The organism is Brevundimonas sp. (genome assembly GCF_035626535.1).
GTDB lineage: Bacteria > Pseudomonadota > Alphaproteobacteria > Caulobacterales > Caulobacteraceae > Brevundimonas.
Genome location: NZ_DASPNO010000022.1, coordinates 1 through 24892, shown reverse-complemented (window position 1 = coordinate 24892; position 24892 = coordinate 1). Strand labels below are relative to the sequence as shown.

Genomic DNA, 24892 nt, shown 5'->3' with positions numbered 1-24892 from the left:
GCTGGAAGACCCATCCCGAGATCCGGCCGTTCCTCGAAGGCGGCAAGCGCGTCAGCTATGGCGCGCGGGCGATCAACGAGGGCGGCATCCAGTCGATCCCGAAGCTGACTTTTCCCGGCGGCGTGCTGGTCGGCTGCTCGGCCGGCTTCGTCAACGTGCCGCGCATCAAGGGCAGCCACAACGCCATGAAGACCGGCATGCTCGCCGCCGATTGCGCCTATGACGCCGTCATGGCCGGGCGGGCGGGGGACCAGCTCGTCGAATACCAGGCCGCCTACGAGGACAGCTGGGTCTATCAGGAACTGAAGCGCGTCCGGAACGCCAAGCCGCTACTGACCCGCTTCGGCACCTCGCTGGGGGGCGCGCTCGGCCTGTTCGACATGTGGTTCCAGACCCTGTTCGGCGGTTTCTCCCTGTTCGGCACTCTCAAGCACAGGAAGACCGACGCCGCCTCGACCGAGCCCGCGTCGAAGCACAAGCCGATCGCCTATCCCAAGCCGGACGGGAAACTGTCGTTCGACAAGCTGTCCTCCGTGTTCATCTCCAACACCAATCACGCCGAGGAGCAGCCGGCCCATCTGAAGCTGCTCGACCCGTCCGTTCCGATCCGCGTCAACCTGCCGGAATACGGCGAGCCGGCTCGCCTCTACTGCCCGGCCGGCGTCTACGAAGTCGTTTACGGCGACGAGGCGGCGAAGACCGACCCGCGCTTCGTCATCAACGCCCAGAACTGCGTCCACTGCAAAACCTGCGACATCAAGGATCCGTCGCAGAACATCGTCTGGACGACACCCGAGGGCGGCGGCGGGCCCAACTACCCGAATATGTGACACAGCCGTAAGCGAAGGGCCTTGCCGGGGCCGCATAATCCGGTGAGGCTCCGGCTCATGCGCCTGACCTCTCTTCGCCTGCTCCTCTCCGGCTGCGCCCTGCTGGCCCTGACCTCGCCCGCCGCGGCGCAGGACGCGCCGGCCACAGAGCCTCCGCCGCTGTCGGCCGACCCCGCGCCCGATCGCGCGCCGGCGATCGTCGTCGAGCCCGACGAAGGACCCGTCACCGTTCCGGTCGAACCGGCCACGCCGCCGATCCCGGCCATCTGGGCGCCCGCGCCCTTCACCGCCGAAGGAGAGTCCGCCTACGGTCTCTACCTGTCCGGCCGGGTCGCCAGCCTGCGGGGCGAGCAGGACACCGGCGCGGACCTGCTGGCCCGCAGCCAGTCCCTGACGCCAGAGCAGCCGCGGCTGGGCGGCGAGGCCTTTCTGGCCAGCCTGTTCTCCGGCGACATCGACGCCGTGGTGCGGCTGACGCCCTTCGTCTCCGACACCCCGCTGTTCGCCGGGGCCGGACGTCTCGCCAGCGTGGTCCAGACGCTGCGGGACGGCGATGGCGCGACCGCCCTGACACTGCTGCGCGGCGAGCCCTTCCCGGATCCCTACGGTCCGGTGACCACCTACCTGCTCCCCGCGGTCGCCGCGGCCGGCGGCGACTGGGACACGGCCCTTCGCCCGGTCGAGGTTCCGACCAGCGAGACCGCCGGCCTCGTCCTGCGCGATCAACGGGCTCAGCTTCTGGAAAGCCGCCGCCGCTTCGCCGAGGCCGAGGCCGAATACCGGGCGCTGCTGGCAGCCCCCGACGGCGCGCGCGTGTTCCGCGTCCACTACGGCGCCTTCCTGGAGCGGCAGGGTCGTCGCGACGAGGCATTGGCCGTCTACGCGGCGGCGCTGGCCGGCGACTCCCCGGACCCGCGCGCGCTCGTCGCCGGGCGGCGCATGCGCAACGGAGGACGGCCGCCCGCCGCGCCGGACCTGTCGCAGATCGCCTCCGACGCCCTCGCCTTCGCCGCCATGGAGACCAGTCAGGTCGACATCCACGAGCTGTCGGCCATCTACCTGCATTTCGCCTCGGCCCTGCACCCGGACGACAGTCTCACCCTGCGTCTCGCCGAAAGCCTCGACGAAGCCCAATACGACGCCGCGGCGCGGGACGCCTTCGCGCGGGTCGGACGCTCCAATCCGATCGTCTACGCCAGCGCCCAACTCGGCCTCGGTGTCAGCCTCGCCGAGCAGGAACGCCACGACGAGGCTCTCGAGGCCTACCTCCGCGCCGACGCCGCAGCGCCGGACCAGGTGATCGTGTCGCAGATGCTGGCCGGCCAGTATTTCAATCTCGGGCGTTTTGAGGAGGCTCTGGCGGTGCTCAACCGCCCGACCGTGAACACGGCCGGTCAGTCCGTCGATGTCCGCTTCGATCGCGGCCGTACCCTGGAGCGGCTCGGCCGGATCGAGGAGGCCGAGGCCGAACTCTGGACCGCCCTGCAGATGGCCCCCGACAACCCGGTGATCCTGAACCACCTCGGCTATCTCTGGGTCGACAGCGGCCGCCGCGTCGACCAGGGGGCCGAGATGATCGCCCGCGCCTTCGCTGCCGATCCACGCAACGCCAACGTCCAGGATTCGCTTGGCTGGGCCCAATACCGGCGCGGCCAGTACGAGGCGGCTGTCGAAACCCTCGAGCAGGCGGTGGCCAAACAGCCCGCCAACGCCGAGATCAACGACCACCTCGGCGACGCCTACTGGCAGGTCGGCCGCTTCCGCGAGGCCGGCTGGCAATGGAATCGCGTGCTGACCCTCGAGCCCGAACCCGAACGCCGCGCCGAGGTCGAGCAGAAGCTGCTCCGTGGCCTGCCGGGCCCGCCGACCACCGGCAGCCAGCCCTGAGGCATGGCTGAGCGCGCGGCCCTTGCCCCGGCCAAGGTCAACCTGTTCCTCCACGTCGGCCCGGTCGACGCCGCCGGCTACCACCCGCTGGCCAGCCTCGTCGCCTTCGCCGGCATTGGCGACCGGGTGACGGTCCAGCCGGCCGACCGCCTGTCCCTGACCGTCGAGGGCCCGTTCGCGGCCGGGCTGGAAGGAGGCGACAATCTCATCCTCCGCGCCCTCCACGCCCTCGGGGAGGCCGTCGGTCTCGGCGAGCCGCCGCTGGCTGTGACTCTCGACAAGCGCCTGCCGATTGCCGCCGGCCTCGGCGGCGGCTCGTCCGACGCGGGCGCCGCGCTCAAACTGGCCCGCGACGCTCTCGACCTCTCCCTCGATGACGACGCCCTGGCTGAAATCGCGGCGGTCGTCGGCGCTGACGGCCCCATGTGCCTGCACGCCCGCACCGCCTGGGCCGAGGGCAGGGGAGAGCGGTTGACGCCCGAGCCACGCCTGCCGCCGCTCCCCGCCATGCTCATCAACCCGGGCGTCGCCTCGCCGACGGGCGAGGTCTACCGCGCGTACGACGCCGGTACCCCGGCCGCCGCCGACCGTCCCCCGCCGCCGTCCGCATGGGACGTCGCCACCGTGATCCACTGGCTCGCCGGGCAGAGGAACGACCTGCAGGCCGCCGCCGTCCCCCGCGCCCCCGCCATCGGTGACGCGCTGACCGCCGCCCGGTCCGCTCCGGGCGCCCGTCTGATCCGCATGTCCGGCTCGGGCGCCACCGTCTTCGCCCTGTTCGAAACCCCCGCCGAAGCCGCCGACGCGGCGGCCCGTCTGACCGGGGATCACCCCGGCTGGTGGATCGCGGCGACGAGCCTCGGCTGACCTTGCCGCCTTTAACGGTCGGCCAACCGGTGTTGTGTAGGGTCGTGGCATGGACACGCTGACCCCTGCTCAAATCGCCGCCTTCGAGGCCGTGCTGGCGCGGGTCACGCCCGACGATCGGGCCCGCCTTCACGGGCTCAAGGACGCCGCCGCCGAGGCGGCCGCCGCCTCCGCCCCGCACTGGGACTTCGACCAGCCCGCCCATCGCGCCGAGGAGGCCCTGCGGGCCGCGTTCGGAGAGGCCCTGAGCGACGATCACCGCCGCGCCCTCGTCGCCATCTGGGCGCTGGAGATGCCGGCCCGGGTTCCCGCCGCCGACCTGCCGCCCGCGGTGATGGAGCTCTATCCGGAATGGATCGGCCGCCTCGCCGACTTCCTGATCGCCGCGGCCGACCCCTACGACCGCGATTTCTGGGCCAAGGACGTGCGCATGTCGCTGGTTCTCAGCGTCCCTGGCGCCCGCACCCAGATGATCGACCTGTCCTCGCCCATGGGCCCGGGTCAGGTGCTGCGCCACGCCCGCGAGGGCTGGGGCTGGTCCGTCATCCCCGCCTATGCCGCCGCCCAGGCCTGGAAGCCGTGGCTGGAGGTGCACACCGAGAGCCGCGAACTCGGCGACTTCAACGAAGCCGGCTGGGACCGCGCCTGGGCCACGGCCGCCGAGATACTCAAGCGTCGCCCCGAGATGGCCGGCATGCTCGGCTCGTCCTGGTTCTACGACCCGCCGCTGGAGCAGATCAGCCCGCGCCTCGCCTATCTCCGTCTCAACCCCCTGAAGCACGGCGCCTTCATGGTTCATCAGGGCCCCGGCGAGATCCACACCCAGCGCGCGGCCACATCGTCTCCCACCCGCGCCGCCCTGATCGAGAGCGGCGAATACACCGCCCGTTCGTGGATCGTCGCCTGGCCGCGAGCCGCGCTGATCCGGTGGGCCGATGCGCGCAAGGCCGAAGCGATTGCGGAAGCGGCCTGACAGCGGCTGTTCCCTCTGCTAGCTTCCCGTCCGTACCGTAGGGAGAACCCCATGAACGTCCGCTCGAAATTCGCCATCGCCGCCGGCGCTGTCGTGCTTCTGGTCGCCGGCGCGGCCGCCGCCAAATCCCTGTCGGACTGCTGCTGCAAGGACGACTGCTGCGACAAGATGACGGCTCCCCAGACGCTGGCTCCGGCGCCCCAGGCGGAATAGCCGACAGCCGCGGGTTCAGGCGCGAATCTGCTCCCACGCCTGGCCTATCGGCAGCACCTCCAGCCCCGCCGCCTTCGCCAGCCGCAACACCCGGTCCAGGTCGTCCGGGGTGCAGCCATAGTCCGTCGGCCGGTCGCTCACATCGTGCCCATAGGCGGTCAGCCAGCCGAGGCGCTCCGCCGCCTCCGCCATCAGCCCTTCGATGTCGTAACCGGGCAGCCGACGGCTCTCCAGCCCGATCGACCGGATCAGCGCCCGGTCCTCGCGCCCGGCATTCACGCCGTCGCGCACCCCCCGCGCCAGATCGAACCGCGCCCGCACCATCGCCTTGGCCCCGACCGTCGCGTCCCCGAAGGGCCAGGCGAAGGTCGTCATCCGATGGCCGCCCAGACGCTCCGCCACCCAGGCGGCGTTGGCGTCGAGGCTCAGCCGCAGCGCCTCACGGTCCATCCGCAGCGCGCTCGTGTGACCGAAGGTATGGCACCCGACCTCGTGCCCGGCCGCGTGCAGCGCCTGCAGGTGCTCCACCCGGTACTGGTCGCGGTCCATGTTCACGCCGCCGCACAGGCCGCCGCAAACGTAGTAGGTGGCCTTGACCCCATGCTCCGCCAGGATCGGCCCCGCCTCGGTCCAGGCGGTCACCGGAAAATCGTCGAAGCTCAGCGAGAACACGCCCCGCGCCGGCGCGATCTCGACCATGTCCACGTCGAGATACCGCGCGGCCCGCCGACGCATCTGGTCGATCTGCTTCATGGTCAGATCTGTACCCATCGGGCGCTTAAGGAACGTTTTCACGGATTCCTCGAAAGCCTCACTTCGGTTGAAACTGCGGAGCCTCGGCCCTAGGGTCCGCCGCCTTCTTCCCGGGACGAAACAGCCGACCGTGACCACCGAACCGCTCGCCTTCCAGGACCTGATCCTGACGCTTCACAAATACTGGGGCGATCAGGGCTGCGCGATCCTCCAGCCCTACGACATCGAGGTCGGCGCCGGCACCCTGCACCCGGCGACTGTGCTGCGCGCGCTTGGCCCGCGCCCGTGGAAGGCCGCCTATGTCCAGCCCAGCCGCCGCCCCGGAGACGGGCGTTACGGCGAGAATCCCAATAGATTACAACACTACTACCAATACCAAGTGATTTTGAAACCGAACCCGGAGGACCTGCAGGCGCTGTATCTGGGGTCGCTGGCGGCGATCGGGATCGATCCGAAGCTGCACGACATCCGCTTCGTCGAGGACGACTGGGAGAACCCGACGGTCGGCGCCTGGGGGCTCGGCTGGGAGGTCTGGTGCGACGGCATGGAGGTGACCCAGTTCACCTACTTCCAGGGCGTCGGCGGCATCGAGGTCGACGTCGTCTCGGGCGAGCTGACCTATGGGCTGGAGCGTCTGGCCATGTACGTCCAGGGCGTCGACAACGTCTACGACCTGAAGTTCACCAAAGAGGGCCTCACCTACCGCGAGGTCTTCCTCGAGAACGAGCGCCAGCAGTCCGAGGCCAATTTCCACGGCTACGACGTCGATGGCCTCAAGCGCCGCTTCGAGGACATGGTCGCCGAGGTCTCGCGCCTCCTCGCCATGAAGGGTCCGCAGGGGCAGGCGCTGGTCCTTCCCGCCTACGACCAGGTGCTGAAGGCCTCGCACCTGTTCAACCTGATGGACGCCCGCGGCGCCATCGCCGTCGCCGAACGCCAGAGCTACATCGGCCGCATCCGGGACCTCTGTAAGGCCTGCGCCACCGAATGGGTCGAGCAGGAAAGGGCGCGGGCGTGAGCGATGATCGCGTCGTTTCGCTGAAGGATCGCCGGTCCGAGCCCAGGCCGGTCCTCGCCGGCTGCCTGGTCTTCGCCAACGACCAACTGCGGATGCCCATGGAGATGGGGGCGACCAGCCCGGAGTGGACGACGATCGAGCCGATCGAGATTCAGATGGAGGGGCGGTCCGAGCCGACGCCGGTCCATGTCCGCTTCGGCATGATCGACCACTCGCCGGAGGGCAACAGCGGCTACGTCAGCGAGAACGAGCACGGCATCACCGCCCACCTCTACTTCGAGCGGGACCTGTTCCTCGCCTTCCAGTCGGCGGCGTTCTCCTCCGCGCCCCTGACCCTGTTCGTCAACTTCGCCGCCCGCGACGACTCGCCTCCCAACCTGATGCTCGCGATCGAGCGCCGGACCGCCTGATGCCCCAGCTTCTCCTCGAACTGTTCTCGGAAGAAATCCCCGCGCGCATGCAGCAGGGCGCCGCCCGCGACCTCGAGCGCATGGCCGCCGACCGTCTCAAGGCCGCCGGCCTGACCTGGGACGCCCTGACCACCTTCGCCGGCCCGCGCCGCCTGACCCTCGTCGTCGAGGGCCTGCCCGCCGCCACGCCCGACCGCGAGGAAGAGCTCAAAGGGCCGAAGGCCTCGGCCCCCGAACAGGCGCTGGAAGGTTTCCTGCGCAAGACCGGCCTGCCCCGCGGCCAGCTGGTCGAGCGCGACGGCGTCCTGTTCGCCGTCATCAGTCAGAAGGGCCAGTCTACGGCGGCCCTGATCCCCGGGATGGTCGACCAGATCGTGCGCAACTTCCCGTGGCTCAAGTCGATGCGCTGGGGCTCCGGCGCCTTGCGCTGGGTCCGACCGCTGAAGCGGATCGTCGCCCTGTTCGACGGCCATGTGGTCCCGTTCGAGATTGACGGCGTCGCCAGCGGCGACACGACGGAAGGCCACCGCTTCCTCGGCTCCGGCCAGCCGTTCGCGGTGAAGGATTTCACCGACTACCGCCACAAGCTGGAGCGCGAGCGCGTCCTGCTCGACGTCGCCGACCGCAAGCTGCGCATCCTCGAGGCGGCGCAGAAGGTGTGCCACGACCGCGGCCTCGCCCTCGTCGATGACGACGGCCTGCTCGACGAGGTCGCCGGCCTCGCCGAATGGCCCACGCCCATCCTCGGCGACATGGACCCGCAGTTCCTCGACCTGCCGCCCGAGGTGGTGCAGCTGTCGATGAAGACGCACCAGAAGTATTTCGCCGTGCGCGACCCGGCCAGCGGCGCCCTCGCCCCCCACTTCGTCGTCGTCGCCAACGTCGAGGCCACCGACGGCGGCAAGGCTCTGGCCGCCGGCAACAGCCGCGTCCTCTCCGCCCGCCTGAACGACGCCCGCTTCTTCTGGGACGAGGACCTGAAGACCGGGTTCGACGCCTGGAACGACAAGCTGAAGGGCGTCACCTTCCACGCCAAACTGGGCACGCTCGCCGAACGCGTCGAGCGCATCGCGGCGTTGGCCCGCGAGGTCGCTCCGCTGGTCGGCGCGGACCCGGATCAGGCCGAGCTGGCCGCCCGCCTCGCCAAGGCCGACCTCGCTTCGGGCATGGTCGGGGAGTTTCCCGAACTGCAGGGCGTCATGGGCGGCTACTACGCCCGCGCCTTCGGCCAGCCCGACGCCATCGCCGACGCCGTCCGCGACCACTACAAGCCGCAGGGCCCCGCCGACACCGTCCCGACCGCGCCGTTGACTGTCGCCGTCGCGCTCGCCGACAAGCTCGACACCCTCGTCGGCTTCTTCGCCATCGACGAAAAGCCCACCGGCTCGAAGGACCCGTTCGCCCTGCGCCGCGCCGCTCTGGGCGTGATCCGGCTGGTGCTGGAGAAGGGGGTGCGCCTTCGCCTCCGCGGAGACGCTTTCGGCCCGGCGATCACAATGATTGAGCGTGGCGGCAAGGTTCAGCGGCACGTCGACAAGCTGTCGGTGGAGGGGGAGTTCGCGGACTTCTTCGCCGACCGCCTGAAGGTCCTTCTCCGCGACCAGGGCAAGCGCCACGATCTCGTCGACGCCGTCTTCGCGCTCGGCGACGACGACCTCGTCCGCATCGTGCGGCGGGTCGAGGCGCTCGACGCCTTCCTCGCCACCGACGACGGGGCCAATCTGCTGGCTGGCTACAAACGCGCCACGAACATCCTCAGGGCCGAGGAGAAGAAGGGACCGCTGCCGTCCGGAGAGCCCGTCGCCCTGACCGGCGCCCCGGCCGAGGAGACCGCCCTGATCGCCGCCGCCGCCGCCGCCGCGACCGCCGTCGACGCCGCCCTGCAGGCCGAGGACTTCGCCGCCGCCATGACGGCGCTCGCCGCCCTGCGCGCCCCGGTCGACGCCTTCTTCACCGCCGTGATGGTCAACTCCGACGTCGCCGCCGAACGCGACAACCGCCTGAAGCTGCTCGGCCAGGTCCGCGCGGTGATGGGCCGGGTGGCCGACTTCGGGATGATCGCTGGCTGACCGTTCACCTCCCCATGAGCGAAGGCGAATGGGGAGGACAGACCGCGTCAGCGGTCAGGAGGGGGCGGCGCAGGCGGCAAGGGAGCACCGCGCCAATCGCCATCGACCGGCGCCGCCCCCTCCTGATCGTCGCTGGCGCGCCGATCTGTCCCCTCCATCGGCCTTCGCCGATGGAGAGGTGGTCAGCCTTTCAGCACCTTGCGCAGCTGCGGATGCAGTTCCGGGTTCGCCGCCAGGATCTGCCCGCCGGTCATCGGATCGCCATCCTCGTCGATGGTCGTGACGATGCCGCCCGCCTCGGTGACGAACAGGATCCCCGCGGCCACGTCCCACGGCTGCAGATTGCGTTCGTAATAGGCGTCGTACCGCCCCGCCGCGACCCAGGCGAAGTCCAGCGCCGCCGAACCCAGCCGGCGGATGCCCGCCACCCGCTGGCCTACCGCGTGGATGTCCTTGATCGCCTGCGCATGGCCCGTCTTGCCGATGAACGGCAGCCCCGTGGCGACCAGACTTTCACTCAGGTCGCGCCGCCCCGCCACCCGGATGCGCTGGTCGTTGAGGTAGCAGCCCTTGCCCTTCTCCGCCCAGAACAGCTCGTTCATCACCGGGTTGTAGGTCACCCCCGCGACGATCTCGGAATGGCCGTCCGGGGCGGTCCGCTGCAGACCCACCGTGATGGCGAAATGCGGCATGGCGTGCATGAAGTTGGTGGTGCCGTCGATCGGGTCGACGATCCACAGGTGCGACTTGTCGGTGCCCTCGATCAGCCCCCGCTCCTCGCCGAGGAAGCCGTAGCCCGGCCGCGCCTTCATCAGCAGTTCGTAGAGGGTGTCCTCGGCCTTGATATCGGCGGCCGTGACGAAGTCGCCCGGGCCCTTCCTCGACATCTGCAGGTTCGACACCTCGCCGAAGTCGCGCAGCATCGGCCGGGCGGTCTTGCGGACCGCGTCCATCATCACTTGCAGCAGGGCGGAGGCGAGGGCCATGGGTCGGGTACCTGTCGAAGCAGCCTAACGATAATCCGTCATCCCCGGGCTTGTCCCGAGGACCCATCTGTCAGAACGCACGACCCGAAGGCCTGACGCACGATGCCCGAACCTGAACGGTACGACCAAGCTCAACGATGGGTCCCCGGGACAAGCCCGGGGATGACGGCGGGTCGGGATCAGTCCGCGCGGCGGACGTATTCGCCGGTGGTGGTGTCGACGACGATCTTCTCGCCGACGCCCATATAGGGCGGGATCATGATGCGGACGCCGTTGTTGGCGATGGCCGGCTTGTAGGACGACGAGGCGGTCTGGCCCTTCACCGTCGGCTCGGTCTCGACCACTTCCAGCGTCACCTGATCCGGCAGCGACAGGCCGATCGGACGGTCCTCGTGGCTCTCGATGACCACCTTCATGCCTTCCTGCAGGTAGGGGATGCGCTCGTCGCCGACCCAGTCCTTCTGCAGTTCGATCTGCTCGTAGTTCTCGTCGTTCATGAACACCAGGGTGTCGCCGCCGTCGTAGAGGTAGCTGTAGTCCTTCTGTTCCAGCGTGACGCGCTCGACCTTGTCCTCGGACCGGAAACGCTCGTTCAGCTTGTTGCCGGTCTCGAGGTTCTTGGCCTCGACGTTGGCGAAGGCGCCGCCCTTGCCCGGCTTGACGTGGCTGGCCTTGGTGACGACCCACAGGCCGCCGTTCACTTGCAGGACCATGCCGGGCTTGATGGTGTTGCCGTTGATCTTCATCGGTGTCTCGGAAGGGTTGGGGCGCAGCCCTGACGGCGCGCGCGACGGGGCTCCCTAGAGGAAGCCGCGTCTTCCGGCAAGGCGGGCGGAGGCGGAGGGGGCCCTCAGTGCACCGTCGGCCGGCCCTCGGCCTTCTTCTGCACCAGGTTGGCCATGTGGGTGCTTCGGCCCACCGGGGCGGCCAGCTTGCCGGCGCGGGCGTCGATCTTGCGCGCCTCGTGGGCGAAGGCCGCGGCCAGTCCCGCCGACGACATCGCCGCCCCGATCTGCAGCGCCCGTCCGGCCGGCCGCATGGCGATCCAGACGGCGTTCAGCGCCTGCGCCGCCGCCCACAGGGTCATGGCCACGCCCCGCTCCCGGCTGGCCGGGGCGTTCCACACCCGCACCGCCGACAGGGTGGTGACCGAGAACACCGCCGGCAGGATCAGGCTCAGAGGCCCGCGCGGCCGTTCGGTGATCGGCGCGTCGCCCTCGGCCAGTTGACGCGGCCGGGCGCGCACGGTCCGGCTGGCGAACACCGTCGCCGCCAGCGCGAACCCGACGGTCAGCGCAATCCCCAGCGCCACATGGCCCGGGTGCCGCCCCTCGGCGTTGAGGAAGTCCGTCGCCGCCTCGCGCGCGTCGTCCAGGGCGTTATCGATGCTCATGGCCGGGCTCCCTCTCAGTCGGGAGCGGAATGGACGGGGGAGGGGGCTAGTTCCCCGTCGCGCTCCTGTCCGGCGCGATCTCGGTCATCGCCGACTGCAGGTAGTTCTGCTCGCCCAGCTGTTCGATCAGCTTGTGCTGGGCCTCGAGGAAGTCGATGTGCTCCTCGGTGTCCGCGAGGATTTCGGTCAGGATCTGGCGGCTGATGAAGTCCGAGGCCGCCTCGCACTGGGCGATGCCGGCGAGCAGGGTGTCGCGCCCGCCCAGCTCCAGCGACAGGTCGGCGCCCAGGCATTCGACGGCGCTCTCGCCGATCTTCAGCTTGTGCAGGTCCTGCAGATTGGGCAGGCCGTCGAGGAACAGCACCCGCTTGATCAGCTTGTCGGCGTGTTTCATCTCGCCGATCGACTCGTCGTAGATGATCTGGCCGAGGTGTTTCAGGCCCCAGCTTTCGAACATCCGCGCGTGCAGGAAATACTGGTTGACCGCCGTCAGCTCGTTGGTCAGCACCGCGTTGAGCGTGCGGATGATTGCGGGGTCGCCCTTCATCGTCGTTCTTTCGTCCGCGGTGCGCCCGTCGTCTGACGGTCTGAATCACCCGCGCCTGTCCGCCGTAATTAACACGGAAACAGGCCTTGTGTTCACCTGCGAACACTTCTCACAACATTGAAAATGCGAATGAATCTCCCCAAGGGAGATCGGTCGGCCTATTCGGCGGCGAGAGCGAACGACTGGCGCGTCTGGTCGATCATCTCGCGCATCTCGCAGACGCAGCGGGCGCACTGCGGACGGCACTGGTGACGGTCGAACACGTCCTTCGGACGCGTCGCGCCCGCCTCGATGGCTCGGGCGACGTCACGCTGGCAAAGGCCGTTGCAGTTGCAGACGTACAAGGGTGCGAACCCGCGAGAGATTGCGAATGGTTCGCTATAGCAGCCCAAATGCGGCGAATGCAAGTCGTTCGCACGCCGCAATCGCAGTGGCGTGGTGCGTCAGGTTTCGACTGTTGTCGGTCCCGGGGAACTCTGGTCACATGCCCGCAGGGGTTGGGAGGCAGGCATGGGGTACCGCGTCGCAAGGCTCATCCGGGACGGGCTGGTCCTGCTGACGCTGGCCTGTCCGGCAGGGGCGCTCGCCCAGGAGCCGGCGACGCTGCAGCCGGTCGGTTCCGAACAGGCCCTGCAGGAGATCGTCGCAGCCGCCGAGGGCCCCGACTGCGACGACGATCCCGCCCTTTGTCCCAAGGTCGAGCCGGCCGCGTTCGACGACCAGTCCGAGGTTCAGGAGATCGTCGTCACCGGCGCCCGCGCCGCTGCGCCGAGCATCACCAACAACCAGGAGGTCGGCGTCGACGAGGGCGACGTGGTCAAGGCCCGGGGCGACACCCTCGTCATCCTTCGCCGCGGCCGCCTGTTCACCGTCACCACCGCCGGCGGGCGTCTGCGCCTCGTAGACACCATCGAGGCCTACCCGACCGGCGTCGACGCGAGGCACGACTGGTAGGACGAGATGCTGGTCTCCAGCGACCGGGTCATCGTCATCGGCTACAGCTACGGGCGCGGCGGCACCGAGATCAATCGCTTCCTGATGGACGCCGCCGGGCGCCTGACCTTTGAGGACAGCCACCACCTGCGGTCCAGCGACTACTACTCCTCGCGCAACTACGCCTCCCGCCTCGTCGGCGAGGAACTGGTCGTCTACACTCCGGTCGCGACCGGCCCCTCCGCCGATCCGCTGGAGATGACGCCGAGGCTGAGCCGCTGGCGTTCCGGCGACGACGATGAGCCCGGGGGCATGCGCCTGCTTCGGGCCGAGGAGGTCTACCGCGCGCCCGGTTTCGACGTTCCTTCGCACATCTGGACCATCCATACGGTGATCCGCTGCGACCTCTCGGCCCCGGAGCTGACCTGCCGCGCCACCGGCATCCTCGGACCGGACTCGCGGAATTTCTACGTGGCGCCCACGGCGGTCTACGTCTGGATGTCCGAGAGCCGCTGGAACCTGCCCAGGGGCACGGAGCCCGAAGCCTGGCTCTACCGCATCCCGCTCGACGGCGGCGCACCCCAGGCCGCGGCGACCCGCGGCGTCCCCATCGACCAGTTTTCCTTCCGCGAGGACGCCGACGACGGCCTGATCAACGTCATGGTCGTGTCGGACGGCGACGGTGAGGGCATGTGGGGGGGCGAAGGCGCGCGGGGTGAGGCGGCCTTGCTGCGCCTGCCGTTCGAGCGGTTCGGCGACGGCGAGGATCCGCTCGAGGAAGAGGACTACCGCATCCTCCCGGCGCTTGAGGGTTCATGGGGCGCCCAGAACCGCTTCGTCGGCAGGCACCTGATCTACTCGTCGGCGATCCACTACGAGCGGTCGCACGACGACGAGGCCACGCCCTATGAGGAGGGACGGCTCACAGTGGCGCCACTCGACGGCGGGCCGGTCGTGCGCTTCACCATCCCCGGGCGGATCGGCCGGATCGAGCAGATGGGTCCCGACGCTCTGGCGGTTTCCGGCGACGAGGACGTCTTCTTCACCACCATCGAGCTGCAGACGCCGCGTCCGACCCTTTCCGACCAGTTCGTCATGATCGGTTCGGAGGAGACGGAAAGCCGCAGCCACGCCTTCTACTACCGGCCCGACCCGTCCAGCCCCGACGGCGCCCAGGGTGTGCTCGGCCTGCCCGTCACCCGCCCCCTGCCGCCCGGTCGTCCGATCGGCATGCGCGGCTCGCTGGAGACGATCACCTATCTGCGCCGCGACCCCGCCGGCCGGCTGCGCGAGCTCGGCTCGCTCGACGCGGGGCTGGTTGCGGAACGGGTCGACGACGGCTGCGTCGCCTCCTGCGTCGACTGGTACGGCGACGCCCGCCCGATCTTCCTCGGCGGCCGCATCTTCGCCCTGCTGGGCTACGAGGTCGTCGAGGGGCGGGAGAGGGCCGGCCGGATGCGAGAGCTTCGCCGCATCGACATGACCCCGCCGACGCCGCCGGGGCCACGCCCCTATTATCTGGATTATTGACCCGGCGGCTCTTCCGCCGCACTTCCCGGGCATGGCCAGAGAACCCGTCGTCCCGCCGCGCCCGCCCTGCCGGCTGTACCTGATCACCCCGCCGGAGATCGCGGACCTCGCCGCCTTCGCCCGCACGCTGGAGGCCGCTCTCGGCGCCGGGGACGTGGCCGCGCTGCAGATCCGCCTCAAGCCGGCCGACGATGCGGCGATCGTGGCGGCCGTCGAGGCGCTCGCCCCGGTCGCCCGCGCCCGGGACGTGGCCGTCCTGCTCAACGACCGGCCGGATCTGGCGAAACGGACCGGCTGCGACGGCGTCCATATCGGCCAGGGCGACGCCTCCCTGGCCGAGGCCCGGCGTCTCATGGGGCCGGACGCGATGATCGGCGTCACCTGTCACGACAGCCGCGAGCTGGCCATGGACGCCGCCGAGGCCGGGGCCGACTACGTCGCCTTCGGAGCCTTCTTCCCGACCGGCACCAAGGAAACCAGCCACCGTCCCGATCCGGAGATACTGACCATCTGGCAGGAGACGATCGAGACGCCCTGCGTCGCCATCGGCGGCGTCACCCCCGCCAACGCCGGCGGTCTGGCCCGGGCGGGAGCGGATTTCGTGGCCGTCTGCTCCGCCGTCTGGAGCCATCCCGAGGGCCCCGCCGCGGCGGTGCGGGAGTTCAATCAGGTCCTCGCCGAAAGCGCCTGACCTTCAGGGGATATTAGGAAGCGGCGGGCTAAGGAAACCGCAAGACAAGGCCGCTTCCCCGGAACCCAGATGCTCATGAGCCGCGCGCTCGACCCGTCCGAACCGGTTACCGCCTCCGGGGCCGCCGCGAAGCCGCGCGCTGAACTTCCGGTCGCCGTCAACAGCGCCATGGCCTTCTTCCGTGAGCCGCTGGCCCCGATCTTCACCGCCGTGGCCGTGCTGGTCCTGGTCGTGCTGGCCATCCAGTTCGCACGCACCGCCGGTCTCGTCGCCGCCCTCTGGGGCGCCGGCGGGCTGGCCACTGCGGTCTGGCTGCGGAACGCCCGCGGTCCGCTGTACGATCTTTGCTTCGGCGGGCTGCTGGCCACCGGCATCGCCGCCGGAGAGCTGCTGGCGGGCAACACCTACGGCCTGACCGTCCTGTTCACCGTCACCAATATGGTCGAGATCACCACGGCCGTGCTGCTGGCGCGCCGGTTCGCGCCGACGCTCAATCTGGCGACCGTCGACGGCGCGTGTCGATTCCTTCTCGCGGCCGCCGTGGTCGCGCCACTTCCAGCCGCGGCCCTGACCGCCGGCGCCCTGTATCTGATCAACGGCGCCGATCCGTTCGAGGGCTTCCAGACCTGGTGGTTCGGCCATGCCCTCAGCATCGCCGTGATCGGTTCCTTCGGACTGTCCCTGACCAGGCGTCACCTGGTCGCGCTGCGCCACCCGGTCCGCGCCACCGAGGCGGCCGTGCTTCTCGCCCTGCTGGTCGCCGTCTGCGTGGGCGTGTTCTTCCTGTCCGAGGTGCAGATCGGGTTCGTCGTCATTCCGGTGCTGATCCTGTTCGCGGCCCGGTTCCGCGTGCTCGGCGTCTCGACGGCCCTCGTGATCGTCGCCATCACCGCCGTCGGCGGGGCCATGGTCGGACGCGGGCCCTTCGTCCATGCCGGGCCTGATCTCGCGGACCAGGCCCTGCTGGCGCAACTGATGGTGCTTCTCGGCTGCCTGCCGATCCTGCTCGTCGCCTCGCTGCTGGAAGAGCGCGACCGCCTGTCGGACCGCGCCAAGGCCGGTCAGGTCCGCGCCGAGCAGGCGTCCGAGGCCAAGTCGCGCCTGCTGGCCAACGTCGCCCACGAGATCAAGAGCCCGGTCGGCGGCGTCATCGGCATCGGCGAGCTCTGGAAGACCGGACAGCTCGGGGCGATCACCCCGACCCAGGCCGAGATGGCCGAGATGCTGGTCAAGACCGCCCGTCAGGTCGAGGCGCTCGCCCACGACCTGCTCGACGTGGCCCGCGCCGAGTCCGGCGCCGTCAAGGTCGAGCTGCGCCCCACCGACGTTCCCGGCGTGCTCGAGGATGTGCGCCGTTCCACCGCCCTCCGCCCCGAGGCCGCCGGCATTCGCCTGCACGTGGTCAGCGAGGGCGACGGCCTGATCGCCCTGGCGGACTCCCAGCGCCTGACCCAGGTCATCGCCAACCTGGCCTCCAACGCCGTCAAATACGGCGGCTCCGGCGGGCTGGTCGTCTTCCGCGCGAGCAGGATCTACGACGGCGTCCGCATCGAGGTGATAGACCGCGGTCCCGGCCTGTCGGTCGAGAAACAGGCCCAGCTGTTCGAACCCTTCAACCGCCTCGGTCTTGAACGCTCGACGGTGGAAGGCCACGGCATCGGTCTGGCGCTGGCCAAGCGTCTGGTCGAGCTGCAGGGCGGCACGATCGGAGTGGTCTCCACCCCCGGCGAAGGCGCCGCCTTCTGGGTCGAGCTCCCCGCCGCCTGACAAGCCGTCGCCGCGCCGGTCCGACGGACCCTTTTGGCTGTTTGCGGCGTTCCGTCGCGCGACGGAAGGCGCATCGACGAAGCGCTGCCACGGATGTAGCCCCTGTCGCGATCAGGGCTAGTCACAGGGGTCTGCCGTGGAATTCGATGCGCTGCTGCTGTCGCGACTGCAGTTCGCCTTCACCATCGCCTTTCATATCCTGTTTCCGGCCTTCACCATCGGTCTGGCCGCATTCCTCGCCGTGCTTGAGGGCCTGTGGCTGGCGACGAAACGCGAGGTCTTCAAGACCCTCTACCTGTTCTGGGTGAAGGTCTTCGCCATCAGCTTCGGCATGGGCGTCGTCTCCGGCATCGTGCTCAGCTACCAGCTGGGCACCAACTGGAGCGAGTTCATCCGGCTGACCGGCGGCGTCATCGGCCCGCTGATGGCCTACGAGGTGCTCACCGCCTTCTTCCTTGAGGCCTCCTTCCTCGGCGTCATGCTGTTCGGCTGGAAGAAGGTCGGGCCGCGCCTGCACTTCCTGGCCACCGTTCTGGTCGCCGTCGGCACCACCATCTCGGCCTTCTGGATCCTGTCGGCCAACAGCTGGATGCAGACGCCGCAGGGCTTCGAAATCCTGCCCGACGGCCGTTTCGTGGCGACCAGTTTCGTCGAGGTGATCTTCAATCCCAGCTTCCCTTCGCGCCTCGTGCACATGCTGATGGCCGCCTTCCTGACCACGGCCCTGGTGGTCGGCGCCGCCTCGGCCTGGCAGTTGCTGCGCGATCGCGAGCAGCCGGAAAGCCGCATCGGCCTGACCATGGCGGTCGGTCTGCTGGCCGTGGTCGCGCCCCTGCAATTGCTGGCCGGCCACTGGTCGGGAGAGGTGGCGAAGGAGCACCAGCCGATGAAGCTGGCCGCCATCGAGTCCTACTGGGAGAGCAAGGCCAACCATCCGCTGGTGCTGTTCGCCATCCCCGACCGTGCGACCCAGTCGAACCATTTCGAGGTCGCGATCCCCGGCGCAGGGATCATCGTCGCACCGCCGGACGAGGTCGTGCAGGGTCTCGACACGGTGGCGCGCGAGGACCAGCCCCCCGTCTTCCTCGTCTTCTTCGCCTTCCGTGTCATGGTCGGGCTCGGCCTGCTGATGATCGGTCTCGGCCTGTGGGGCGCGTGGCTGGCGTGGCGCAGGAAGCTCACCGACAACCGCCTGTTCCTGAAGTTCGCCGTGGCAATGGGACCGGCCGGCTTCGTCGCCGTCATCGCCGGCTGGATCGTCACCGAGGTCGGCCGCCAGCCGTGGGTCGTCTACGGCGTGTTGCGTACCGCCGACGCCGTCTCGCCGGTGACGACCGGCTCGGTCGCCACCTCCCTGCTGATCTACATCACCGTCTACGCCGTGGTTTTCGTCGCCGGCGCCATCTACATCCTGCGCCTGCTCGAAGAAGGACCGGGCGCCGGCCGGGTCGAGCCGTCGCCAGAAGGCCAGCGCGCGCCCGGGACGCCGCTCGCCGCCGCCCCGAACGAAGCGCCGGGAGGTCCGAAATGAGCCTCGATCTTCCCCTCATCTGGGCCGGGCTGATCGCCGTCGCGGTGCTGCTCTATGTGCTCCTCGACGGCTTCGATCTCGGCGTCGGCATCCTGTTTCCGTTCTCGCACTCGCGCGAGGACCGGGACGTGATGATGAACACCGTCGCGCCCGTGTGGGACGGCAACGAGACCTGGCTGGTGCTCGGCGGGGGAGGGCTGCTGGCGGCCTTTCCGCTGGCCTATTCGATCCTGATGCCGGCCTTCTACCTGCCCGTGGTGATGATGCTGGCGGGGCTGATCATGCGCGGCGTGGCGTTCGAGTTCCGCTTTCGCGGCCAGCGCCGCGGCCGGCCGTTCTGGACCGCCATGTTCGGCTTCGGCTCGATCCTCGCCGCCTTCGCCCAAGGCCTGATCCTCGGCGGCTTCATCCAGGGGGTCGAGGTGGCGGACAACCGCTTCGCCGGCGGGACGTTCGACTGGTTCACCCCCTACACCCTGCTCGTTGCGGTCGGGCTGGTCTGCGGATACGCCCTGCTCGGCGCGGCGTGGCTGATGTGGAAGACCACCGACGCCCTGCACGGCGACGCCCGCCGCTGGGCCCTGTTCGCCGGGGTGCTGACCGCGCTGTTCCTGCTCGGGGTCAGCCTGTCGACCCTGGTGGTGCATCCCCAGGTCGCCGGGCGCTGGGGCTGGACCGGCGCCGGATTCGATCCCGCGCAATTTCTGCCGCTCAGCGTCGTCCCGCTGGCCGGGGTCGCCGGTCTGGCCACCGTGGCGCTCGGCGTCGCGCGCCGGTCGCACGTCTGGCCGTTCGTCGGCGCCGTGCTGGTCTTCCTGTCGGGCTATGCCGGGCTGGCCACGGGCTTCTTCCCCTATGTCGCCCCCTATGCGGTCGACTTCCGCGAGGCCGCCGCGCCCGACAACGCGCTGGCCCTGATGCTGTTCGGCGCCGCCTTCATCCTGCCGCTGATCCTCGCCTACACCGCCTGGGTCTACTGGGTGTTCCGCGGCAAGGTCACGCCGGAGGCCGGCTATCATTAGGATCGAACCACCCCCGGACCCCGACGAAGCCTCCGGCCCGCTGTGGAAGCGGCTGGCCTGGTTCGCGGGCCTCGCCGTCGCCGCCTCCGCCGTCACCGCCGCGGTGGCCTATGCGCTCAGGGCCTTGCCGTTCATGGGCTGAGGCGCGACAGTCCGCACCATGATCATCGCAGCCTCCGCCGCCGCCCTGTTGTTCGCCGCGCCCCAGACGGCGCCCCAGACGCCGCCCGGCTCCGACATCACCAGCAGCCTCAACAGCGGTCCGCCGCGCCCGGCCGAATACCTCGCCCCGCCGCCTGAGCCGGTTGCGGCCCCCGCGCCGACCCCGTCTGCCGCCACGCCCGCCGCCGCGCCTCCAGCCACGACCCGTCCGGCGGCCACGCCGCCGCCGCCCGCTGCAAGGCCCGCGGCCGCCCCCGCATCCACGCCGCCTCCGTCGCGGCCCGTGACGGCTCCGCCCGCGGCCTCGACGCCGGCCCCCGCTCCGGTCCGCCCCACGCCCGCCCCGACGCGCCCGGCTCCGGCGCCTGCTCCCGTGACGCCCGCTTCGGCCGCCACGGCCCCAGCGCCCGTCGAGCCTCCGCCCCCGCCGTCCGCTCCCGCCGTCACCGTGCTCGACGCCGCCGCCCGCGCCGCCCTGCCGTTCACGGTCGAGCTTCCGGCCGGGTTCGAGATCGTCACCGGCCGCCCCGGCCCGGACTTCAGAATCTACACCATCCGCCGCGGCGAGCGCTCGTTCGCCATGGTCTACGCTGGCCCCGCGTCGCAGTTTCCGATCTACAGCGGCGAGGTGCTGGAAGCCGGCGGCCGCGCCTCCGTGGTCTCGTCCGAGGACGGCGTTCGCCACGCCCGCGAGCACCTGTTCCAGCGCGAGGGCGCCACGCCGCGCGAAATCCACGTCTGGACCATGAGCCTTGAAGGCGCCGACCGCACCCTCGCCGAGCGGATCGCCCAGTCGGTGGACGTCCGCTAGCCTCGCCTCACGTCCGCATCGACCGCGCCCGGCCGCACCCCGCGCCGGCCCGCGAAGACGAGCACCTCCATGCCCGGAGCAGCCGCCCAGCGCCGCAGCGTCGACTGGTAGGGCTCGCGCCGCCAGTCATGCGGCCGCGCCGGATCGGACTCGACGATCAGCCGCGCCGCGCCCTGTTCGCTGTGCAGCACGAAGCCCGCAGCCGTCGGCTTCCGCTCGGGCCCAAGCGCGTCGGTCAGCAGCCACAGGCAGTTGAACACCCCGCAGTCGTCCGGCCGGGTCTCATAGACCGCGCAGCCGCCCGCCCTCGAGAAATGCCGGCGCCACCTGCCCGCCGGCTTGTCCAGCGCCGTCACCCCCATCAGCTTGCGGCACAGGCCGCAGGCGCCGCAGCTCTTCGCCGGAGGGTTCAGCTCTCCGACCACACCGCCAGCTCGTTGCCCGCCGGGTCGCGGAAATGGAAGCGCCGCCCGCCGGGGAAGGCGAAGATCGGTTTGACGATCGTCCCGCCCGCCGCCTCGACCCTGGCCTGCATGGCCTCGAGATCGCGCGCGAACAGCACGGGCAGGGGCGCCTTCACGCAGTCGGACTGGGCGTCGAACCCGCCCTCCAGCCCCTCGTCGAAGGCCGCGTACTCCGGTCCGTAGTCGATGAATTTCCAACCAAAGGCCTGGCTGTAAAAGGCCTTGCTGGCGGGCAGGTCGCCGCCCGACAGTTCGATGTAGTCCAGCTTTCCGTCTTCACGCATGGGTGATGCTCCATCCGGGTCGCCGCCGACCTTTCGGGCTTGCCATGACCGCCGGGCCCACGCAACCTGCGAACCGTTCGCAGTTTATGGAGTCGGCGATGATCGTGCAGATGACCGGGAGCGCTGCCCTCGCCCGTCTGCTGCGCGAGGACCGCCCGACCTCACAGCACCTCGCGCCGGCTCAGGTGCGCGAGGGCCCCGACGATCACCACCATCCCCAGGCCGAGCCCCAGCCCCAGCGCCGTCTGCACCCGCCACGCCTCGGTGGCCAGCATGTTCACCGGCATCTGCCACGGGAAGAAGACGCCCTGTTTCGCTGACGTCGCCACCACCGAGAAGAAGGTCCCGCCGATCCCCACCGCCAGCGCCGGCACGAAGCTGGCGTAGCGCAGGGCGACCCACAGCTGGATAGCGATCATCAGCACCGCGGCGAGATAGATCCTGCCGAACAGCCCGGCGTAGAGCGCCAGCTCGAACGGCCCGGTCGGCGTCAGCCGGGGCTTGATCGCCGCGGCCAGCGTCACCGCGCCCCAGGTCATCGCCAGCACCGCCGCGCTCATCACTGCGACCACGGCCAGCACGCAGACCACCTTGGCCGCATACAGCCGCCAGCGGGGCAGGGGCAGGGCCCGCAGGTGATCCCACGACTTCGGTCCGTGCTCCATGTGGGCCGCCAGCGCCGTCAGCGCCGTGACGCTCATCGGCAGCATGAAGAAGGCCCACACGCCAGCCGCGTTCATCGTCCACATGCCCCACGGCATCGGCGCCTTGCCGCGCAGAACCATGAAGAAGAGGAAGATGGCGATCAGCGACGGCGCCGCCACCGCCAGCAGGGCGGCCAGCGACCGGTTCAGCTTGCGCGCCTCGACGAACAGCGGCGCGAGAAAGGGGGAGGCGGACATCAGGCGAACTCCGGCCGGGGTTTGGCGGTGGCGGCGGTTGGGGCGGGCGGCGACACCTCGCGGTAGATGCCTTCCAGCGAGCGTGACCGCGCGCCGATCGCGAACACGGCGATGTCGGCCTCGATCAGGGCCCGGTTCAGCGACGCCGAGGCGGTGCGCGCGTCCTCGCCCGGCTTGAGTCTTGCGACCAGTCCGTCGTCGGTCGGCAGCACGTCGAACCCGCGCGCCCCGGCCAGGGCCGTGGCCCGCACGGCGTCGTCGGTCTGCAACGCGATCTCGGGCGCCAGGTCGGCCTTCAGCCGCCCCAGTTCACCCTCCAGCACCAGCTTGCCGTGGCTGAGGATGCCCACATGCGTCGCCGTCTGCTCGATCTCGCCCAGCAGGTGGCTGGACAGCAGCACCGTCGCCCCTGTGCGCTCGGGCAGGGCTCTCAGGAACCGGCGCATGTCGGCGATGCCGTCCGGGTCCAGCCCGTTGGTCGGCTCGTCCAGCACCAGCACCGGCGGCGCCCCGAGCATGGCCCGGGCCAGCCCCAGCCGCTGCCGCATGCCCAGCGAATAGTCCGACACCCGGCGCCGCGCATGTTCGGTCATCTCGACCACCTCCAGCACCCGGTCGATCTCGCTCTTCGCCAGGCCGAGCAGGCTGCGCGTCAGGTCCAGGTTCTCGCGTCCCGACAGATTGCCGTAGAAGCCGTGCGCCTCCAGCAGCGCCCCCACCTTCCGCGCCGCCCCGATCCGGTCCCGCCCGATGTCGACGCCGCACACCAGGGCCGATCCCTCACTCGGCCGGATCAGGCCCAGCAGCATCTTCAGCGTCGTGGTCTTGCCCGCGCCGTTGCGGCCGAGGAAGCCGTAGACCGCCCGGTCCGGCACCGTCATCGACACGGAGTCGACGGCCAGATGGCGTTTGAAGCAGCGGGTCAGACCGCGGGTTTCGATGGCGGCGGGCATGGTGCTGCGCTCTCGTGTCGTTTAACTCTTACATAAAGTTGCAAACGTCGCGTCTTTAAGTCAAGATTAAAGATCAGACAGCCTTTCCCGCCCGGATTCCCCCGCCATGAGCCAGACCGACACCGCCCGCTTCCGCCGCCGCTGCGCCCAATTCCGCTGGCTGGCCGTGTTCATGGTGGTCAGCGTCGGCGCCCTGCTGGCGTTGATCCATGTGATCGCGCCCGGCATTCTGATGGCCCGCGGCGACTACACCGGAACCCCCACCAGCTGGCTGGCCCAGTTCGTCTGGGCCCTGCCGACCGCCTTCTACCTGTTCGCCGTCTGGTCGATCGGCGCGGCCATGGGCCAGCTTTCGAAGGGACGGCTGATCCAGCCCACCCTCGTGCACGCCCTGCGCCGGGTCGGCATCGCCCTCGGCCTCGGCGGACTTCTCAGCGTCTTCGGCGTCACCAACCTGATCCGGCTGGTCGAGAGCGGCCGTGGCGGCTGGGCCTATTTCGACGTCGCGGGCATGACCCTCGGCATGATCGGCGGGGCCCTGTTCCTGCTCGGCGGGGTCATGGAGCAGGCGGGCAAGGTCCAGGCCGAGCTGGACGAGATGATCTGATGCCGATCCGCGTCACCCTCGACCGTCTCATCGTCAAAAAGGGCCTCAAGGCCCGCGACCTCGCCGCCGAGGTCGGCCTCAGCGAGACCCAGCTGTCCCTGTTCCGCTCGGGCAAGGTCAAGGGCATCCGCTTCCGCACCCTCGCCAAGCTCTGCGCCGCCCTCGACTGCAAGCCGAAGGATCTCCTCGACTACGACTTCGACCCCGCCGACCTGCTGGCGGAAGAGGAGGGGGCGGATCCATAAGCTGCAGGAAACGAGCGAATGGCCACGCGCCGGAGACCGCTCCCGATCCATTGCGGACGCTCAGTTCTCCGCTGCCGAGTGGTCAGAGGAGCGCCAAAGCCGACCATCGATGTCGGCAGGCTCTACGTTCACGGGCGCGAGCTTGCGGGGGCCACGGCGATCGTTGGTACGGGCCGCGGGGCTTCTCAGGGATCAGCGGTCCGGCCGCTCCACCACTCTGACGAAGCTACTGTCGAGGACGAGCACAAACATCTCTTCAGCTTCCGCCGCCGCCCTTTCGTCGACGACCTTGAGGATGGCGGCCTGAGGCATTTCGTGGCCCAGCTGATCTGTGCCGACGACCTTGTACCGGGAAGTCGGATCAACCGTGATGCACTCGGCGTCACCCTCGAACCGCGCCCCGAGCTCAGGCTCGTTTCCCGCGAGCGTGTCGATAAAGGCTGCCCTTAGAGCCCCTTCGGTGAGGCACACCACTGGTCCCTTGGGGAAAGTCACAATGGAATCAGGCTCGATCTGACGTGCCGTCGCAATCTCCGGATCGCGGAGTCCTTCCGCATCACGGCCGTTGGAGGGGTCGCACGCCGCCAACATCAATGCCGACGAAGCCAGGACAATGATTCGCACGTCGGGTCCGCCCATCACCGGAAACTAGACGAGGCTGACAGCCTTGAGAACTCCCCCCGCGCGAGGCGCGGCTGGACACTGAGTGAAGGTCTGCTGGCGACATTGGAACGGCGGCGGGGTCCCGCTAACGGAGGGTGAACGTCCACTCCCGACCCGTTGCGGACCTTCGCCACCGCTGTATCGTCAGCCATGGCTTCGATCCGCGCAGCTTCCGGTCCACCAACGCCCTCGGGACACCTGCACCACTCTCGAACGCGCCCGTTCCTGATTATCGACTCAGGCTGGCCGACCAATCCGCATGAACTGAACATCGACAATACGTTGCTGCTCCCCTGCGCCGAGGGACGAGTCCTTTCCCGGATCGAACTTATGTTGCCGAGCCGTCGATGGACCGGAGAGCGACTTACGGAGCCATTCCCG

29 protein-coding genes are annotated in these 24892 nt (G+C 69.7%); 17 read left to right on the top strand and 12 right to left on the bottom strand.

All coding sequences use genetic code 11. From position 1 onward, the window contains the following. The 5 genes from VEC04_RS03095 to VEC04_RS03075 all read left to right on the top strand — a co-directional run. The coding region (locus VEC04_RS03095; RefSeq protein ID WP_324773733.1) for an electron transfer flavoprotein-ubiquinone oxidoreductase at positions 1-830 on the top strand (830 nt) is incomplete at its 5' end. 57 nt (positions 831-887) lie between these two features. Then, positions 888-2717: a tetratricopeptide repeat protein gene (locus tag VEC04_RS03090; RefSeq protein WP_324773731.1), complete on the top strand. Its 1830-nt coding sequence runs from the start codon at positions 888-890 to the stop codon at positions 2715-2717. A 3-nt stretch (positions 2718-2720) separates the two neighbouring features. Beyond that, complete coding sequence (locus VEC04_RS03085) at positions 2721-3584, top strand: 4-(cytidine 5'-diphospho)-2-C-methyl-D-erythritol kinase (RefSeq protein WP_324773730.1); 864 nt, start codon at positions 2721-2723, stop codon at positions 3582-3584. Between the two features lie 49 nt (positions 3585-3633). Next, the gene (locus VEC04_RS03080) at positions 3634-4557 is read left to right on the top strand and encodes a hypothetical protein (RefSeq protein ID WP_324773728.1); all 924 of its coding nucleotides are present in this window, start codon (positions 3634-3636) and stop codon (positions 4555-4557) included. Between the two features lie 51 nt (positions 4558-4608). Beyond that, the gene (locus tag VEC04_RS03075) at positions 4609-4770 is read left to right on the top strand and encodes a hypothetical protein (RefSeq protein ID WP_324773726.1); all 162 of its coding nucleotides are present in this window, start codon (positions 4609-4611) and stop codon (positions 4768-4770) included. A gap of 15 nt (positions 4771-4785) precedes the next feature. On the opposite strand, the gene VEC04_RS03070 is transcribed toward VEC04_RS03075, so the two are convergent. Then, positions 4786-5541 carry a polysaccharide deacetylase family protein gene (locus tag VEC04_RS03070; protein ID WP_324773725.1) on the bottom strand — a complete coding sequence of 252 codons (756 nt, stop codon included), beginning with the start codon at positions 5539-5541 and terminating at the stop codon, positions 4786-4788. 112 nt (positions 5542-5653) lie between these two features. Here VEC04_RS03070 and VEC04_RS03065 point away from each other — a divergent pair, with 112 nt between their 5' ends. The 3 genes from VEC04_RS03065 to glyS are packed head-to-tail and all read left to right on the top strand — an operon-like array spanning position 5654 to position 9020. Then, positions 5654-6541: a glycine--tRNA ligase subunit alpha gene (locus VEC04_RS03065; protein WP_324773723.1), complete on the top strand. Its 888-nt coding sequence runs from the start codon at positions 5654-5656 to the stop codon at positions 6539-6541. Then, complete coding sequence (locus VEC04_RS03060) at positions 6538-6951, top strand: hypothetical protein (protein ID WP_324773721.1); 414 nt, start codon at positions 6538-6540, stop codon at positions 6949-6951. The genes VEC04_RS03065 and VEC04_RS03060 overlap by 4 nt, the downstream gene beginning before the upstream one ends. Continuing rightward, positions 6951-9020, top strand: a complete 2070-nt coding sequence (gene glyS / locus VEC04_RS03055; RefSeq protein ID WP_324773720.1) for a glycine--tRNA ligase subunit beta — start codon at positions 6951-6953, stop codon at positions 9018-9020. The genes VEC04_RS03060 and glyS overlap by 1 nt, the downstream gene beginning before the upstream one ends. Positions 9021-9202: 182 nt before the next feature. Here the strand turns inward: glyS and VEC04_RS03050 are convergent, their stop codons facing one another. The 5 genes from VEC04_RS03050 to VEC04_RS03030 all read right to left on the bottom strand — a co-directional run bounded on the left by VEC04_RS03050 (position 9203) and on the right by VEC04_RS03030 (position 12290). Continuing rightward, complete coding sequence (locus VEC04_RS03050; protein WP_324773718.1) at positions 9203-10006, bottom strand: inositol monophosphatase family protein; 804 nt, start codon at positions 10004-10006, stop codon at positions 9203-9205. Between the two features lie 179 nt (positions 10007-10185). Next, the gene (gene efp / locus VEC04_RS03045) at positions 10186-10752 is read right to left on the bottom strand and encodes an elongation factor P (protein ID WP_324773716.1); all 567 of its coding nucleotides are present in this window, start codon (positions 10750-10752) and stop codon (positions 10186-10188) included. A 104-nt stretch (positions 10753-10856) separates the two neighbouring features. Beyond that, positions 10857-11399: a tryptophan-rich sensory protein gene (locus tag VEC04_RS03040; RefSeq protein WP_324773714.1), complete on the bottom strand. Its 543-nt coding sequence runs from the start codon at positions 11397-11399 to the stop codon at positions 10857-10859. Positions 11400-11445: 46 nt separating this feature from the next. Beyond that, positions 11446-11946 (bottom strand): bacterioferritin, encoded by a 501-nt coding sequence (gene bfr / locus VEC04_RS03035; protein WP_324773712.1) that lies wholly within the window; start codon positions 11944-11946, stop codon positions 11446-11448. A 158-nt stretch (positions 11947-12104) separates the two neighbouring features. Then, positions 12105-12290, bottom strand: a complete 186-nt coding sequence (locus VEC04_RS03030) for a (2Fe-2S)-binding protein (protein ID WP_324773710.1) — start codon at positions 12288-12290, stop codon at positions 12105-12107. Positions 12291-12456: 166 nt separating this feature from the next. On the opposite strand from VEC04_RS03030, the gene VEC04_RS03025 reads away from it, so the two are divergent. From VEC04_RS03025 to cydB, 6 genes are all read left to right on the top strand, one after another. Beyond that, positions 12457-12900, top strand: coding sequence for a beta-propeller domain-containing protein (locus VEC04_RS03025; protein ID WP_324773708.1), 444 nt, complete (start codon positions 12457-12459; stop codon positions 12898-12900). Positions 12901-12906: 6 nt separating this feature from the next. Further along, positions 12907-14409, top strand: a complete 1503-nt coding sequence (locus tag VEC04_RS03020; RefSeq protein WP_324773706.1) for a hypothetical protein — start codon at positions 12907-12909, stop codon at positions 14407-14409. A gap of 31 nt (positions 14410-14440) precedes the next feature. Continuing rightward, positions 14441-15100: a thiamine phosphate synthase gene (gene thiE, locus VEC04_RS03015; protein WP_324773704.1), complete on the top strand. Its 660-nt coding sequence runs from the start codon at positions 14441-14443 to the stop codon at positions 15098-15100. Positions 15101-15175: 75 nt separating this feature from the next. Next, positions 15176-16867, top strand: coding sequence for an ATP-binding protein (locus VEC04_RS03010; RefSeq protein WP_324773703.1), 1692 nt, complete (start codon positions 15176-15178; stop codon positions 16865-16867). A 136-nt stretch (positions 16868-17003) separates the two neighbouring features. Further along, a complete protein-coding gene (locus VEC04_RS03005) occupies positions 17004-18398 on the top strand; it encodes a cytochrome ubiquinol oxidase subunit I (RefSeq protein WP_324773702.1) in 1395 nt (464 codons plus the stop codon). Beyond that, complete coding sequence (gene cydB, locus VEC04_RS03000) at positions 18395-19420, top strand: cytochrome d ubiquinol oxidase subunit II (RefSeq protein WP_324773700.1); 1026 nt, start codon at positions 18395-18397, stop codon at positions 19418-19420. Before VEC04_RS03005 ends, cydB begins: the two co-directional genes overlap by 4 nt. A 108-nt stretch (positions 19421-19528) precedes the next feature. On the opposite strand, the gene VEC04_RS02995 is transcribed toward cydB, so the two are convergent. Continuing rightward, positions 19529-19978 (bottom strand): hypothetical protein, encoded by a 450-nt coding sequence (locus tag VEC04_RS02995; protein WP_324773699.1) that lies wholly within the window; start codon positions 19976-19978, stop codon positions 19529-19531. A 52-nt stretch (positions 19979-20030) separates the two neighbouring features. On the opposite strand from VEC04_RS02995, the gene VEC04_RS02990 reads away from it, so the two are divergent. Further along, positions 20031-20393 carry a hypothetical protein gene (locus tag VEC04_RS02990; RefSeq protein WP_324773698.1) on the top strand — a complete coding sequence of 121 codons (363 nt, stop codon included), beginning with the start codon at positions 20031-20033 and terminating at the stop codon, positions 20391-20393. Here the strand turns inward: VEC04_RS02990 and VEC04_RS02985 are convergent. The 4 genes from VEC04_RS02985 to VEC04_RS02970 all read right to left on the bottom strand — a co-directional run bounded on the left by VEC04_RS02985 (position 20390) and on the right by VEC04_RS02970 (position 22996). Next, positions 20390-20818: a YkgJ family cysteine cluster protein gene (locus tag VEC04_RS02985; RefSeq protein WP_324773696.1), complete on the bottom strand. Its 429-nt coding sequence runs from the start codon at positions 20816-20818 to the stop codon at positions 20390-20392. The two genes, VEC04_RS02990 and VEC04_RS02985, sit on opposite strands and share 4 nt — an antisense overlap. Further along, entirely contained in the window at positions 20803-21141 is a 339-nt protein-coding gene (locus tag VEC04_RS02980; protein ID WP_324773694.1) for a VOC family protein, read from the bottom strand. Before VEC04_RS02980 ends, VEC04_RS02985 begins: the two co-directional genes overlap by 16 nt. 161 nt (positions 21142-21302) lie before the next feature. Continuing rightward, entirely contained in the window at positions 21303-22043 is a 741-nt protein-coding gene (locus VEC04_RS02975; RefSeq protein WP_324773692.1) for an ABC transporter permease, read from the bottom strand. Further along, positions 22043-22996: an ABC transporter ATP-binding protein gene (locus tag VEC04_RS02970; protein ID WP_324773691.1), complete on the bottom strand. Its 954-nt coding sequence runs from the start codon at positions 22994-22996 to the stop codon at positions 22043-22045. The genes VEC04_RS02975 and VEC04_RS02970 overlap by 1 nt, the downstream gene beginning before the upstream one ends. A gap of 106 nt (positions 22997-23102) precedes the next feature. Here VEC04_RS02970 and VEC04_RS02965 point away from each other — a divergent pair, with 106 nt between their 5' ends. Both VEC04_RS02965 and VEC04_RS02960 read left to right on the top strand, forming a co-directional pair. Next, positions 23103-23603, top strand: a complete 501-nt coding sequence (locus VEC04_RS02965; RefSeq protein ID WP_324773689.1) for a DUF2975 domain-containing protein — start codon at positions 23103-23105, stop codon at positions 23601-23603. Then, complete coding sequence (locus VEC04_RS02960; protein WP_324773688.1) at positions 23603-23848, top strand: helix-turn-helix transcriptional regulator; 246 nt, start codon at positions 23603-23605, stop codon at positions 23846-23848. The genes VEC04_RS02965 and VEC04_RS02960 overlap by 1 nt, the downstream gene beginning before the upstream one ends. A 192-nt stretch (positions 23849-24040) precedes the next feature. Here the strand turns inward: VEC04_RS02960 and VEC04_RS02955 are convergent, their stop codons facing one another. Further along, positions 24041-24487 carry a hypothetical protein gene (locus VEC04_RS02955; protein WP_324773687.1) on the bottom strand — a complete coding sequence of 149 codons (447 nt, stop codon included), beginning with the start codon at positions 24485-24487 and terminating at the stop codon, positions 24041-24043. Between the last annotated feature and the right edge of the window lie 405 nt (positions 24488-24892).